The 14961-nt window shown below is 38.3% G+C and carries 15 protein-coding genes and 1 riboswitch; of the genes, 5 read left to right on the forward strand and 10 right to left on the reverse strand.

Annotation, left to right across the window (positions count from 1 at the left end; all coding sequences use genetic code 11):
- Nucleotides 1–23: 23 nt before the first annotated feature.
- The 3 genes from A3I7_RS0104415 to guaC form a co-directional block, all read right to left on the reverse strand.
- Entirely contained in the window at nucleotides 24–1313 is a 1290-nt protein-coding gene (locus A3I7_RS0104415) for a nucleobase:cation symporter-2 family protein (RefSeq protein WP_018375572.1), read from the reverse strand.
- Entirely contained in the window at nucleotides 1306–1887 is a 582-nt protein-coding gene (locus A3I7_RS0104420; RefSeq protein ID WP_018375573.1) for a xanthine phosphoribosyltransferase, read from the reverse strand. Before A3I7_RS0104420 ends, A3I7_RS0104415 begins: the two co-directional genes overlap by 8 nt.
- Nucleotides 1888–1973: 86 nt before the next feature.
- Nucleotides 1974–2069: riboswitch (purine riboswitch) on the reverse strand.
- A 33-nt stretch (nucleotides 2070–2102) separates the two neighbouring features.
- Entirely contained in the window at nucleotides 2103–3086 is a 984-nt protein-coding gene (gene guaC / locus A3I7_RS0104425; RefSeq protein WP_018375574.1) for a GMP reductase, read from the reverse strand.
- Nucleotides 3087–3451: 365 nt separating this feature from the next.
- Here guaC and A3I7_RS0104430 point away from each other — a divergent pair, with 365 nt between their 5' ends.
- The 3 genes from A3I7_RS0104430 (at nucleotide 3452) to A3I7_RS0104440 (ending at nucleotide 7210) form a co-directional block, all read left to right on the forward strand.
- Nucleotides 3452–4969, forward strand: coding sequence for an ABC transporter permease (locus A3I7_RS0104430; protein WP_018375575.1), 1518 nt, complete (start codon nucleotides 3452–3454; stop codon nucleotides 4967–4969).
- Between the two features lie 13 nt (nucleotides 4970–4982).
- Nucleotides 4983–5639 carry an ABC transporter ATP-binding protein gene (locus A3I7_RS0104435; RefSeq protein ID WP_018375576.1) on the forward strand — a complete coding sequence of 219 codons (657 nt, stop codon included), beginning with the start codon at nucleotides 4983–4985 and terminating at the stop codon, nucleotides 5637–5639.
- Between the two features lie 128 nt (nucleotides 5640–5767).
- On the forward strand, nucleotides 5768–7210 hold the full coding sequence (locus tag A3I7_RS0104440) for an alpha-amylase (protein WP_018375577.1): 1443 nt from the start codon (nucleotides 5768–5770) through the stop codon (nucleotides 7208–7210).
- A 53-nt stretch (nucleotides 7211–7263) separates the two neighbouring features.
- Here A3I7_RS0104440 and A3I7_RS0104445 read toward each other — a convergent pair whose 3' ends face one another.
- On the reverse strand, nucleotides 7264–8529 hold the full coding sequence (locus A3I7_RS0104445) for an NRAMP family divalent metal transporter (RefSeq protein ID WP_018375578.1): 1266 nt from the start codon (nucleotides 8527–8529) through the stop codon (nucleotides 7264–7266).
- 143 nt (nucleotides 8530–8672) lie between these two features.
- The gene (locus A3I7_RS0104450) at nucleotides 8673–9287 is read right to left on the reverse strand and encodes a DUF5052 family protein (protein WP_018375579.1); all 615 of its coding nucleotides are present in this window, start codon (nucleotides 9285–9287) and stop codon (nucleotides 8673–8675) included.
- An 81-nt stretch (nucleotides 9288–9368) separates the two neighbouring features.
- Between A3I7_RS0104450 and A3I7_RS0104455 the strand changes: the two genes are divergently transcribed.
- Nucleotides 9369–9773, forward strand: a complete 405-nt coding sequence (locus A3I7_RS0104455; RefSeq protein ID WP_018375580.1) for a hypothetical protein — start codon at nucleotides 9369–9371, stop codon at nucleotides 9771–9773.
- 6 nt (nucleotides 9774–9779) lie between these two features.
- On the opposite strand, the gene A3I7_RS0104460 is transcribed toward A3I7_RS0104455, so the two are convergent.
- The 5 genes from A3I7_RS0104460 to yjbM all read right to left on the reverse strand — a co-directional run bounded on the left by A3I7_RS0104460 (nucleotide 9780) and on the right by yjbM (nucleotide 13957).
- Nucleotides 9780–10532, reverse strand: a complete 753-nt coding sequence (locus tag A3I7_RS0104460; protein ID WP_018375581.1) for an SDR family oxidoreductase — start codon at nucleotides 10530–10532, stop codon at nucleotides 9780–9782.
- A gap of 64 nt (nucleotides 10533–10596) precedes the next feature.
- Entirely contained in the window at nucleotides 10597–11580 is a 984-nt protein-coding gene (gene pta / locus A3I7_RS0104465) for a phosphate acetyltransferase (RefSeq protein WP_018375582.1), read from the reverse strand.
- 10 nt (nucleotides 11581–11590) lie between these two features.
- Complete coding sequence (locus A3I7_RS0104470; RefSeq protein ID WP_018375583.1) at nucleotides 11591–12484, reverse strand: RluA family pseudouridine synthase; 894 nt, start codon at nucleotides 12482–12484, stop codon at nucleotides 11591–11593.
- Nucleotides 12481–13317 (reverse strand): NAD kinase, encoded by an 837-nt coding sequence (locus A3I7_RS0104475; protein WP_018375584.1) that lies wholly within the window; start codon nucleotides 13315–13317, stop codon nucleotides 12481–12483. Before A3I7_RS0104475 ends, A3I7_RS0104470 begins: the two co-directional genes overlap by 4 nt.
- A complete protein-coding gene (gene yjbM, locus A3I7_RS0104480; protein ID WP_026217126.1) occupies nucleotides 13292–13957 on the reverse strand; it encodes a GTP diphosphokinase in 666 nt (221 codons plus the stop codon). The genes A3I7_RS0104475 and yjbM overlap by 26 nt, the downstream gene beginning before the upstream one ends.
- A 119-nt stretch (nucleotides 13958–14076) precedes the next feature.
- Here yjbM and A3I7_RS0104485 point away from each other — a divergent pair, with 119 nt between their 5' ends.
- A complete protein-coding gene (locus A3I7_RS0104485; protein WP_018375586.1) occupies nucleotides 14077–14649 on the forward strand; it encodes a CYTH domain-containing protein in 573 nt (190 codons plus the stop codon).
- The last annotated feature ends 312 nt before the right edge of the window (nucleotides 14650–14961 follow it).

Here is a 14961-nt window from a genome sequence, read left to right on the forward strand (position 1 = left end):
TTTTTACCTTTCATAGCTTTTTCTTAGTTCTCGTTTTCAGTAGAACGACGACTGTTAAAAATCAAGTTTAGAATAACCGATGTCAGAGTTGCAATGACAATACCATTAGTTAAGAACATCTGTGCTGTCGTCGGAAGACTAGCAAAGAGGTTTGTACCGTTAAAGCCTAGTCCTGCAGAGATGGACACTGCAGCAATGATAAAGTTGTATTCATTGTTTTTAAAGTCAACGCGGTTCAACATTTGCATTCCCTGTAGGGCAACCATTCCAAAGAGTACAAGCATAGCTCCACCCAAAACTGGACTTGGAATCATCTGAGCAAGGGCGCCAAATTTGGGAAGCAAGCCAATTACCACTAAAATACCGGCTGCGTAGTAAATTGGGCGACGAGTTTTAATTCCAGAAATCTGAACCAGACCAACATTTTGTGAGAAACCTGTATATGGAAATGTGTTGAAGAGTCCACCAAGTAAAACGGCAATCCCTTCTGAACGATAACCGTTGCAAAGGCGTTTTTCATCCAACTGTTCATTGGTCAAATCAGACAAGGCCAAATAAACTCCTGTAGATTCTACCATTGAAACCGTTGCAATGATGCACATCATCAAAATCGAAGTTAGCTCAAATTTCGGAGTCCCAAAATAGAAAGGTGTAGGAACATGAACCCAAGCTGCTTCTGCTACTGGGCTTGGATCTACCAATCCCATAAAGGCAGCGATAATGGTACCACCGACAAGACCAATGAGGATAGAAATAGATTTGATAAAGCCCTTAGTAAATTTCTGTATTAGAAGAATAATCAAGATAGTCAAAAGTGATAACATCATACTTTGAGCTGTTGGTGCTTCTGCATTATTTCCCATATTTCCCATCGCCACAGACACCAAGCTAAGTCCAATGACCGTAATGACAGAGCCGGTGACAATAGGCGGGAAGAAACGAGCGATTTTGGAGAAAACACCAGCAACTAAAATGACATAAATCCCTGAAGCAATTAAAGCCCCAAACATAGCACCAGACCCTTGTTTGGCTCCAATGATTGAGAGTGGTGCGACTGACTGAAAGGCACAACCTAAAACAACCGGTAAACCAATTCCTGTGTGTTTAGTAACTTTCAATTGCAGAAAAGTTGCTACTCCACACATGAAAATATCTGTTGCAATTAAATAGGTTAACTGTTTAGAACTATATCCTAATGAACCTGCAATCATAATGGGAACAAGGATTGAGCCAGCGTACATAGATAAAACGTGCTGTAATCCTAAGATTGCGGATTGTGAATGTGAATGTTCTTTTTCTGTCATTTTAAGCATCTGCCTCCATAAATTTAACTTTTCCTTCTTCGAATGCTTCGATACGTGCCAGCGATGTTACTGCTACACCAGCATCTTCTAACAATTTGCGACCATTTTGAAAAGATTTTTCAATAACAATACCGATTCCAGCAACTTTAGCGCCAGCTTGACTGATAATCTCCAAAAGTCCTTTGGCAGCTTGCCCATTTGCCAAAAAATCATCAACAACAAGGACAGTGTCATTTTCAGACAAAAATTTACTTACGATAGAGACAGTACTGGTTACTTGCTTAGTGAAAGAATAAACTTCTGCTGTTAAAATCCCCTCAGTCATGGTGATATTTTTGTGTTTTTTGGCAAAAATCATTGGAACGTCTAATGCTTGAGCAACATAAATCGCGGGAGCTATACCAGATGCCTCGATGGTAACAACTTTGGTAATTCCTGCATTTTTGTATGCTTCTGCAAAGACTTTTCCAATTTCTTGCATCAACTCATAATCAACTTGGTGAGTTAGAAAGCTATCAACTTTCAAGATATTTTCTCCTAATACATTGCCGTCTTTTAAAATACGGTCTTCCAATAACTTCATGGATTCTCCTTTATGATAAATGAAAAAGGTGTCACTATTGTAAACACCTCATAACGATACTTCTCTTCCTAGTAGGTAATGATTACTCGTTTGGAAAAGAAGCTTATTGTTAGACATTACGGTGTCTTGTAGAAACGCTGTGCCAATTCACAGCATAAATAAGCCTATTAAATTAATTCTATTGTATCATTTTATAAATTGTTTTCAAGATGATATCAAATAGAGTCACCGTTCCAAATGGAATTTTTCACAATAACATAATCAACACGTCTCAAGCTCTCCACATCACGACCGCCAGCATATGAAATAGAACTTTGTAAATCTTGTTCCATCTCAGTTAAGGTATCTTGCAAGTGACCCTTGACTGGTAAGAGAATTTTCTTACCTTCTACATTCTTGTGTTCACCTTTCTGATACTCAGATGCTGAACCATAGTATTCCTTAAACTGCTCGCCATCAACTTCAACCAATTTTCCGGGACTTTCCAAATGTCCAGCAAAGAGCGATCCAATCATCACCATTGTTGCCCCGAACCGAATAGACTTGGCAATATCACCATGTGTACGAATGCCACCATCTGCAATAATCGGTTTACGAGCAGCTTTAGCACACCAACGAAGTGCAGCCAACTGCCAGCCGCCTGTCCCGAAACCGGTTTTAACCTTGGTGATGCAGACTTTACCAGGACCGATACCGACTTTTGTTGCATCGGCACCAGCGTTTTCCAACTCACGAACTGCCTCAGGTGTGCCTACATTCCCAGCGATGACAAATGTTTCTGGTAATTCTTTCTTGATGTGCTTAATCATCTTAATCACACTATCTGCATGACCATGTGCAATGTCGATAGTAATAAATTCTGGTGCATCATCTTTTAGGCTAGCCACAAAATCATATTCATAATCTTTAACTCCGACTGAAATTGAAGCAATCAAACCCTGAGTGTGCATTTTTTTGATAAATGGCTTTCGCGAAACCTCATCAAAACGATGCATAATATAAAAATATCCTGCTTTCGCTAATTGCTCAGCAATCTCTTCATCGATAATCGTCTGCATGTTAGCAGGAATAACTGGTAATTTAAAGCGATATTTTCCAAGAACAACACTTGTATCAGCCTCTGAGCGACTATTGATGATACATTTATTTGGAATTAGCTGAATGTCTTCATAATCAAAAACAGGCATATCGTTGAACATTATAAAATCCTCTTCAGCCACAAGAGCAGAGCAAAAAGAAAGGCGTACAAATAGACATTCTCCATCCAGTCAAGACAGACTGAACTTGCATGCTCTTCATGGCAACTTCATCTAAAATATGACCTTCCTATAACTTTGCCCAACACAAAGCATCGCTAGATAATTCCTTATCTTTCCATCTTTATTTTAAAAAAGTTTTCGTTTTTTGTCAAATATTTTTCTATCCATTATTTCTAACGTTCGTGTTTTGAGGGTGTTTTAAGTATAAAAAAGATTATTTAAGCTTTTTTAAAGTTTTCTTTCAGCTTTGCTTAAGGGATTTTAGGTAAACTCTAGACATCACATTTTGCAAAGGAGTTTACACAATGAATTTTTTGAAGCGAGCTTGGCTTGTGACAAAAGCAAAGAAGGGACGAACAGCACTTCTAATCTTGGTAACCAGTGCCATTCTTATTTTTGTTTTAGCTGGGCTAACCATCAAGAATGCAGCTGATTCAGCTATTGAATCAGCCAAAAGTAAGGCTGGGGCAACGGTCACCTTATCTGTAAATCGCGAAAGTCTGATGAAGGCTTTTAATCCAGACAATCAGTCCTCGGATAGTTCAAGTTCCACCAATGCCGTTACATCAGTTAATTTAAAGACTGCAGATAGCATCGCCAAAAAAGATGGCATTGCCTCTTATCTCTACCTCTCTACAACAACAGCTACTGCTGGAGATGGCATTGAAGCCATCTCAATGAGTTCATCCTCATCTGACAGTAGTGATAGTTCAAGTTCTTCTGATGCCAGTGCAACTCTTCCAGGTGGTAGAGATATGAAAATGGCTAGTGGCGATTTTACTATCACTGGTGTCAATAGTACAAATTATGCTAACGATTTTACTACTAGTGTTTCTAAAATCACTGATGGAGTTGGGATCACTGCAGATACTAAAAGCAATCAAGCAGTGATTTCAGAAGATCTAGCCAAGGCCAATGATTTAGCTGTCGGTGATACTTTTACTGTCACAGCTACAGTTAATAACACAGATACAAATTATAAACTGACAGTTGTGGGGATTTATTCAAATTCATCTACAGCAACAACAGCACAGATGATGTCTAATGCCTCAAATCCTCAAAATAATATTTACACCAATATAGAAACCGCTAATACGATGAAGGGACAGAGTGATGTCCTAGATTCTGCAACTTATACTCTTTCAAATCCAGAAAAACTAGATAGTTTTGTCAAAGATGTTGAATCTGAAATTGACACTGATACCTATTCTATTATTTCGAGCAATGAAATCTACAAACAAATGCTTTCTCCGCTGAATAACATCTCATCCATTGCCCAAAATATCGTGATTTTAGTTGCGCTTGCTGGAGCGGTCATTTTAACACTTATTATTATCTTAAATATTCGTGAACGTCGCTATGAAATCGGTGTTTTGATGAGTTTGGGTGAAAATCGCCTCAAAATTGTTGGTCAGTTTTTCACAGAACTCTTCTTGGTGACTCTAGTTTCTCTTGTCATAGCTTCTTTTGCAGGAAATTTAGTCGGCAATGCGCTGGGAAATCAACTCTTGACTTCATCAACCGAACAAACCAGCAGTCAAATTGCAGGACCTGGTAAGGGAGCCACTGATCAAGATACAGCATCGAATTCAAATTCCTCAAACACTACTAACACTGGTAAGATGACGGGACGTGGCAGAATGGGAAATATGATGGCCATGGTTTCAGCCACAGAAGACATCAACAATTTAGATATCAAAATGACTGCTGAAGATATGATTAAACTTGGCGGTATCGCTCTTCTCATCTCCTTTATTTCAACTGTATTGGCAAGTATCGGTATTGTCCGTATGGAACCAAAAGATATCTTATCTTCAAATTAAGAAAGGACATAGCATGACATTACGAACACAAGATTTAGGCTATTGGTACACAAACAATCCAGATGATTATTTGTTTAAAGAGGTGAATTTAACTTTTGAAAAAGGGAAAGTCTATGCCATTCTCGGACAATCAGGAAGTGGAAAAACAACCTTTTTATCTTTGTTGGCAGGCCTGAATACACCAAAAAGGGGAAAAATTTTCCTAGATGATGCTGATATTGCTAAAGCCGGATTAAATAATTATCGCAGAAATTCTGTCTCTACTATCTTTCAGTCATACAACCTCATAACTTACATGACTGCTCGTCAAAATGTTCAAACTGCCTTGGAAATCTCTGGTAGAAAAGGAGATCGCAAGCAGATTGAAACTCTCTTTGAGTCCGTTGGCATCAGTAACGAGTTAATTGATAAACCTGTACTTCAACTTTCAGGTGGTCAGCAGCAACGCGTGGCAATTGTCAGAGCATTAGCAACCGGACATGATGTAATTATCGCTGATGAGCCAACTGGAAATCTTGATGAAGAAACCACACAAGACATCGTTAAAATTTTCAAGACGATTGCGCATGAACAAAATAAAACTGTTATTATCGTTACACACGAAGCAGCTGTCGCTCAAGAAACTGATATTACCTTTGAACTCAAGAAAAAGGTTTTTACACAAGTCTAAACTCAACATCCCCTCTTTTAACGAAGGGGATGTTTTAGTGATAATTAAAGTCAATGAGCAAACGGTTGCGTATTTGTGATATTCTGCTAAAATGTAAGTTAAGAAACTATGGCGAAAAGAGAATAATTATGAAAAATCAAACTTTGATGCAATATTTTGAATGGTACCTACCAAATGATGGAAAACATTGGCAACGTTTGGCAAATGATGCACCGCATTTGGCTGATAAAGGGATTAGCCACATTTGGATGCCACCAGCTTTTAAAGGTACTTCTTCTGCTGATGTAGGATACGGCGTTTATGATCTATTTGATTTAGGAGAATTTGACCAGAAAGGAACAATTCGCACTAAGTATGGCTTTAAAAATGAATATCTTGAGGCAATTGCAGCGCTAAAAGCACACGGGATTATTCCTATGGCAGATATTATTCTTAATCATAAGGCATCTGCAGACCATACAGAACGCTTCACTGTTGTTGAAGTTGACCCTAACGACCGCACAAAGATTCTTTCAGAACCATTTGAAATTCAAGGTTGGACCTCATTTACCTTCGATGGACGTCAAAATACCTATAATGATTTTAAGTGGCACTGGTATCATTTTACGGGGACTGACTATGACGCAAAAACAGGAAAATCTGGTATTTACCAAATACAAGGTGACAACAAAGGGTGGGCAAACAATGATTTAGTTGATGGTGAAAATGGAAATTATGACTATCTAATGTATGCTGATTTGGATTTTAAACACCCAGAAGTCATTAAAAATATTTATGATTGGGCTGATTGGTTTATTCAAACTACAGGAGTGCTAGGTTTTCGTTTAGATGCCGTTAAGCATATTGACTCCTTCTTCATGCGTAATTTCATTCGAGATATGAACATAAAATATGGTGAGGACTTTTATGTTTTTGGTGAATTTTGGAACCCCGATAAAGAGTCAAATGATAACTATTTAGAAAGTATTGACTATAAGTTTGATTTAATTGATACCAGACTACACCAAAATTTATTTGATGCAAGTAAACAAGTTGAGAACTACGATTTGAGAAATATTTTTGATGACAGCTTGCTTCAAAATCATCCTCAGTCTGCAGTTACTTTTGTTGATAATCATGATACACAACGTGGACAAGCCTTGGAATCTACCGTTGAAGAGTGGTTTAAACCAGCTGCGTATGCACTGATTTTATTACACGAAGATGGATTACCTTGCATTTTTTATGGTGACTATTATGGTATAAAGGGAGACTTTGCTCAATCTTCTTTCCAAAAAATAATTGATAAACTTTTGGAACTCCGTCGAGATTTTGCTTATGGTCCTCAACAAAATTACTTTGATGATCCAAATTGCATCGGTTGGACACGATTAGGTCATTCACCAATTGCCTTGCTCATCAGTAACAAAGATGACACTAAAAAGAGAATGTTTGTTGGTGAGAAATGGGCCAGTGCTATATTTATTGATTACTTAGGTAACTCTTCAGAAAGAATTACTATAGCCGAAGATGGTTGGGCTGATTTCCACGTTTCAGCTAAATCAGTGAGCGTATGGGGGCCAATTAGTTAATTTCAAATCAAAACAAGTTCCTTATGTGAGGAACTTGTTTTATCAAATATGTCTTAAATATTACCTGACAACCATGCATAAATAAAGAAAATGGCGAAACCAAACAGATAAATCAACCCAGCAATGGACAACCACTTAAGCCAACCTTTGACCTGATGTTCTTTATTATTAACTAAGCTGTAATTAAGGTATGCAAAGAATGGCGTTGTGATAAAGGAGGCAATCATTGCAAATCGAAGCATAATAGCAACTTGTCCAGAAAAACCATAGACAATAACTAAACCAAGAATTGATGTTAAAGTCATCCAAGTTGCGAGGGATTTTTGACTAGTCCCTTTTTTGCCAACAAGCAAGCGCAGTGCTTCATCATTTGCGCGTGAATAACCATCAATAACGGTGATAACTGTACCAAAAATACACAAGAAAGCGATAAAGGTAATCAATGGTTTAGCCCAAGCTCCCAGAGCAGAGGCGTACATACTAACAAATTGAGCAATATAGGCTGCTGAAGCACCTTGAACAGGTTCGCCGTTACCATATTGGATGAGAGCACCCAGAGCAAGGAAAAAGAAGGCGAGGATAGCTGTTCCAATGTAGCCAACATTAAAATCAAACAAAGCATCCTCTTCGTTAAAGTCAACGGTTTTTCGTTTTTCAACAGACCAAAGTGAATTGATTGTCGAAATTTCGATAGGTGCAGGCATCCATCCCATAAGGGATACAAGAAATGGCAAAGCAGCCATTTGCCAAGGAGATGTCACAACGAAATCCGGAGCATATTCCCGATGTTGGAAAAGAGCAATAACTACCGCTGCTACTGTTGCCAGAGTTAGTGCTGTCATAATCCATTTTGATAAACCATCAAGGAAACGATACCCTCCTAATAAAAGCATTCCCCAAATAATAACAATGATAATTGAGGTTAGCTGACCCGTCGTCAATGCAATTGAGGATGGTAAAGCGCTAGCAACAATGGCAGCACAAAGGATTCCGACACCCGCAGTATTAACAATAGCTGAAAAGACATTTAAAACGAAATAAACAAGGAGGTAAGCCTTGCCTTTTTCAGCGTAGCCTTCAATCAAGTTTTTCCCATTTTCTGCTGTATATTGTGATCCAAAACGGAAAAACGGATATTTGAATAGATTGATTAAAAGTACCAGAATAGCTAATTGCCATCCATAAAGCGCACCCGCTTGGGTCGAGGAAACAATATGTGAGCCGCCGACAGCTGCAGAAGCCATTAAGATACCTGGTCCTAGAGCTTTCAATTTTGTTTGCCATGTGGAATTATGTTGAGTTGCTGAATGTTCAGACATGTAAAAACCTCTTCTTTTTTCAATTTTCAGATAATTCTGAATTGCAAAGTTTATTATACAATGGATTTACTAGCCTGTCAATGGATTTTCTGGAAGTTTTCATTATAAAAAAGGTGTTTTTCAACACCTTCAAAAATATAGGCTCAGCTATCCAATAAATCCGTGTCATAAATAGTAAAATCAGCACGGTAGATAATTAATCGCTTACCATCAACTAATAAATAGGTTGTATTGGGAATACCATCTGGAGCTGATGTCGAAACACGCTTTCCAAAATAGGTTGCTAAGGGAGTTCCCGTCTGAGAACGGACTAAAATTAGCTTACTCTCACCGCTAATGTCATTTTTTATTTGATTGAAAAAACGATTGACAAAAGGTAAAGAGCGATTTTCTGTACTAATATCGACTTTGTCTGAATATTTTTCCATATAATCTGTTAGGCCATTTTCAGCAAAAATGAGAGTTGACCCTACATGGATAACTTGACTACCACCAACCGTAATATCAAGTACTGAGGATTCTTTACTAACATCACCATTTTCATCAGTTATATCAAAACGATCATCACTTTCAATTGAAATAGATTTTCCACTAATTTTATCAATGACTTGGGAATTTTCATCAAAAGTACGAAGCGTTCCAGATAGGCCTAGAAACTGTTCTTGTGTTGTTTTAAAAAAATTTCCAATGCTCTGACACCCCGTCAGAAAAAGCAAACTAAGACTTAATACTACCAAAATTTGATACTTCTTATTCATAAAGTTCTCCTTTTCTTTTCATAAGTATAGCATCAAATCACTTTTTTTGCATTTTTTTAAAGAATTGACTATGATTAAAACATGTTAAGCAATCAACTTGAAAATTTTTTGGACAATTTGCCTTATCGGGCAGTATTTTATGATCAAAACAGACAATTGATTTATTCTAATGGCAGAGCTGATGGCAGCTTTTCCCCCAGCCAAGATGCTCCTATCTTGGCCGATTGGATTTGGCAGGATTTGCAGAATTCTCCCGATGGTAGCCTTCATTTTCAAATTCCTAATGACTCTTTTAACCAGATTTTCATGCAGTCTTTTCAACTACTTTTCGATGATCAAAAGCAATGTCAAGGTGTTTATGCCTATGTTCAGGATATGAGACCACTACTGGGCACCTACCTTAAAGAGTCGGGTCAGGCTATTGTTGGTTGGTCAGATACCACATCTGGAGCTTCCATCAAAGGTGAGATTTTTGATGAACTCTAGCGATTACTAATCACGAAAAACAGGTTGAGGACCAAAACTTTGAGACACTGGCATTATTTCGATACGGTTCACATTCAAATGCTCAGGTTGGCTAGCAATCCATGAAACAGTGTTTGCAATATCCTCAGGCCTGATAGCATGTGCTCCCTGATAAAGAGCCTCGGCTCTTTGGTTATCACCTTTAAAACGGATATTGGAAAACTCGGTCCCCTCGCAAAGTCCAGGCTCGATATTGGTGACACGAATTTTTGTCCCGGCTAAATCGGCCCGCAGATTGAGGGAAAATTGTTTAACAAAAGCTTTTGAAGCTCCATAAACATTGGCTCCAGGATAGGGAACAGTTCCCGCAGTAGATCCTAAATTGATAATCATACCGCTATTTCTATCTACCATTTGTGGTAACACCTGACGTGTCAAATACGCTAACCCCACAATATTAGTGTTAATCATGGTGAGCCAGTCTGAAAAATCCGCTTGATAGGCCTTGTCTAAACCTAGTGCCAAACCAGCATTGTTGACTAGAAGGTCTATCTGCTGCCACTCTACTGGCAAAGAGGCTAGCGCTACATCAATATTCTCCGGAAGAGAGACATCCATCTGCAAGGGGTAAAAGTTATCTCCGAAGGTGATATACAAGCTCTCTAATTTTTCCAAACGTCGAGCTGCGCCTATGACTTTATAGCCATCTGTAATCAAACGCCTTGCAATCGCCGCACCAAAACCAGCCGAAGCTCCTGTAACAAGTGCAATTTTTGTCATTTAAATTCCTCCCTATAAAGCAAAAGCCCTGTTTAGACAACAGTGGCTTTTGTCGTTTGATTTTTTACTCTTGAACAGCTTGGGCTGCTGTGATAATAGCTAACTTGTAAACATCGTCTGCTGAGCAACCACGAGAAAGGTCATTTACTGGCTTGTTGAGTCCCTGCAAGACTGGTCCAATCGCATCAAACATTCCCAGACGTTGCGCAATCTTGTAACCAATGTTTCCAGATTGTAAATCTGGGAAGATAAAGATATTGGCTTGACCAGAAACGGGACTAAATGGCGCCTTAATTTTTGCTGTTATTTCGTCAAAGGCGGCATCAAATTGCATTTCACCATCTAAAGCCAAATCTGGAGCCATTTCTTTTGCCAATTTTGTAGCTTCTTGAACTTTTTCCACCTGTGGTGCACTAGCACTTCCCATTGTTGAAAAACTCAACATAGCTACTTTAGGATCGAATTCAAAAATGCGAGCTGTCTCTGCAGTGTTAACAGCAATCTCCGCTAATTCTTTAGCAGAGGGATCAATGTTAATAGCACAATCTGCAAAAATGTAACGTTCATGCGTGTTTTCCCGACTCATTAAGAACACACCTGAAGTCCTTGAAATGCCTGGTTTAGTCTTAATAATCTGTAAGGCTGGACGAACTGTCTCGGCTGTTGAGTGGATAGCACCTGAAACCATGCCATCTGCTAATCCTAATTGAACTAGCATAACTCCAAAATAATTGACATCATGAAGTAATCTGTCAGCATCTTCAAGTGTAGCTTTACCCTTACGAAGTTCAACGAACTTCTGCTTCATCTCCTCATATTCAGGATAGTCTTCTGGGTTAATGATTGTGATTCCGGGATCTGCAAAACCGAAAGATGACAACAGGTTACGAACTGCTGCTGGTTCGCCTAGGATAATAGGCTCAACCAAGCCTTCGAATTTTAAACGAGCTGCAGCACGAACAACGCGCTCGTCAATGCCCTCAGGAAAGACGATTTTAATGTTCTTCCCAACAATTTTTCCACGTAAATCACCAAATAAACTACGCATTTATACACCTCTACAAATTTTTTTGCAAATCTATGATAACGCTATCAAAATCATCTGTCAAGTGAATAGTTTGCGAATTCTCTTTTTTTGTAAAGGGATCTGTAAATTTTAGAAAATGGCAATGCAAAGCCTGACGCTCAATTCCAAGATCCATACGTCCACCATATAGGTCATCACCCAAGAGGGGAAAGCCAATGTGTGAAAAATGAACACGTATTTGATGGGTGCGACCAGTGTGTAATCTAATATCTACCAAAGCTACATCGCCAAAACGCTCAATGACCTGAAAACTAGTATGAGCATATTTACCAGAAGGGTGAACGCAACGTGTAATGATGCTATCTGCTGGCCTAGCTATTGGAGCAATGATTTCTCCTTGATCAGGCAGAACACCTTGCCCAGAAACTAGAGCATAATAGCGTTTCTCAATCAGTTTTTGCTGCAGTTGCTTGTCAAGTCTAGCATGCGCATAGCCGTGTTTGGCAAACAACATAAGACCACTGGTATCCTTGTCTAGTCGTGTGACAATATGCACCTGCTTATTGGGATAATCTTGTTCTAAATAATAATTTTTAACAAAATTTGCCATGGTGTTGGAGTGCAAAACACTGGGAATACTTGCTATTCCATGAGGTTTGTTAATGATTAAAAAGTGATCGTCCTCATAAACAATAGTTAAATCATGCTTTATGGGCTCAAGGTTTTCAAAAGCCTCTTCATCAGGAATTTCAATGGTGACAAGATCACCAACCTCCAACAAATAAATGGCATTTTGCTCAACACCATTTACCCAGATATTTCCTCCCATGAATTTTACCTTAGCTAGCAGTGCTTTGGAGACATCATGGCTTTTTAAAAAAGTTTTCACTTTTGTACGTCGATCAGCAATATATGAAAATTTCACGAGTCTAAATCTCCTATAAAGGCATCCTTGACACGCTCCCAAAAACTAGTATGAAATGGTGTAGCTACAAAGTTTATTGTCTTAGAGCCAATCCAATACTCCACCTTGACAACATTTTTATAATGCATGGTTTTATTATCAATCGAAACAGTATAGACACCTTGACGTTTAGGCACAATCTCAATGTGATCTTTTTTAGGAATAATCATGGAAGAACCTACGGTCCGATAAACCCTGTTATTAATACTCGAGATTTCGGTTAGTTGTAAAGCCTCCATGGTTGGATGTAAAATAGCCCCGCCCAAAGACTTATTATAAGCTGTGCTTCCTGTTGGCGTAGAGACAGACAGTCCATCACCGCGAAAACGTTCAAATTTGACCTTATTAATAATAACATCTGCCACCATTGTCTTTTCTATGCGCTTGACGGTAGCCTCGTTAAATGCACGAGCTGTAAAAATACGTCCATCTTCCAAAGTAATGTGAACCTTCAAAGTTGGATATGAGATCATTTCACCCTTATCAGCCCTCAGATTTTCAATTAACTTGTCCACCTCGAAATCACGGTAATCGGTATAGAATCCTAGATGTCCCGTATGAACACCAACAAATCGCACCCGATCCAACTCTTTTTCGTACATATGGAAGGCTGATAAAAGCATCCCATCCCCTCCGATGGAAATAACAATATCAGGATTTTTTTTAGAAAGATAAAAATCCTTATCCTCTTTAAAAGTAGCAAAAAGTTTAGAGGCAACACGCTTACTCTGATATTTATTATTTGAAATAATAGCAACTCGTGTTGCCCTACCGGTAATATTCATCTGTGTCATCACTATTTCCCACACCATCACTTAGTTTTCTATTTTCTGCATCAAATAAAAGCTGCGCTTCTCTAATATCTTCCCGAATTTTGCGCATTTCTTCATCCAATTCAAGAGCAATTTTAGCCGTCGTCTCCAAACGTTGCTTAATTTCTTGCGGAAACTCTCCCTGATACTTATAGTTTAGGGAATGTTCAATGGTAGCCCAAAAATTCATAGCCAGAGTTCGAATTTGTATCTCCGCTAACACCGTCTTTCTACCGTTTATGGTATCAACTGGATACTCAATAATGACATGGTAGGAACGATAACCGCTGGACTTCATATGGTTAATGTAGTCACGTTCTTGGATGATTTTCATGTCTTGACGTTGCCGCAAAAGTGCCAAAACCTCATCCACGTCATCTACAAACTGAACCATGATGCGTAGCCCTGCTATGTCTTGCAAATCTTGAGCTACATTTTCTGGTTTGATACCTCTAAGCGACATTTTTTCTTTTATGCTTTCAACGGATTTTACCCGACCAGTTACAAATTCAACTGGAGAGTGACGATTTTGTTTGCGAAATTGTTTTCGGATACCTCGCAACTTTATTTTTAATTCACCCACAGCTTGTATATACGGATCTAGGAAAACTTCCCACTCCATACCTTTAATTCCTTTGTTAATCATATCTCCTATCCTTGTCAAAAGTCCATCTTTTGTATAAAATGATTATAATAATTTATTATACCATAAAAAGATTACAATTAGAGAGGGAAACTCCCATGACACATCTTGAAATTGAATATAAAACCTTACTGAATAAAGACGAATTTCAACGTCTATCAACTCTATTTTCTCATGTGACTCCTGTTACTCAAACAAACTACTATTTTGACACTAAAAACTTTGACATGAAAACTAATCGCATGTCACTGCGCATCAGAACTCTCCCTGATCAGGCTGAGCTAACTTTAAAAATACCTGAAGAAGTTGGAAATTTAGAATATAATATTGACCTAACTTTGGAAGAAGCCAGAGAAATAATTAAATCTGGGAATCTTCCAGATAACGCTATTACCCAATTGATTTCCACTAAAGGAGTCAATATAAAAGAGTTGATTAACTTTGGACATCTCACAACCACTAGGCGTGAAACCATGACCAAAATAGGACTTATGGCGTTAGATAGCAATCAATATGCTGATATTAAGGATTACGAATTGGAACTAGAGGTTTCAAATGCTGAAAAAGGAAAGGCGGATTTTGATACCTTTTTATCCGAGCACAACATTAACTTTAAGTACGCCAAAAGTAAAGTAGCGCGCTTTAGTGCCACGCTTAACCGTAATAACTAAATCCAAATGTCGGAGTTTCAGTCTAGAATTTTTCGTTTCTTTCCATAAGTCGCAGTGGCTAGGAGAAGTTTTATTGTCTTTGACCAATCCAATAATTCCAATCCTACACTGTTCATAGATGCTTTACTCACATCAAATCATCGCTGATACTTAACAAAAATCAAAAATAGCGTTATAATAGTATTATGACAAAAGAACTGACGTCCTCCCAAATCGAGGAATTAAAACAGGCCCTTAAAGATAAAAATAATGCTCCACATCATAGAAAAATACAGGCACTCATTCTTTATTCTGAATGCCATAATTTAACAT

The sequence above is a fragment of the Streptococcus orisratti DSM 15617 genome (assembly GCF_000380105.1).
Classification (GTDB): domain Bacteria; phylum Bacillota; class Bacilli; order Lactobacillales; family Streptococcaceae; genus Streptococcus; species Streptococcus orisratti.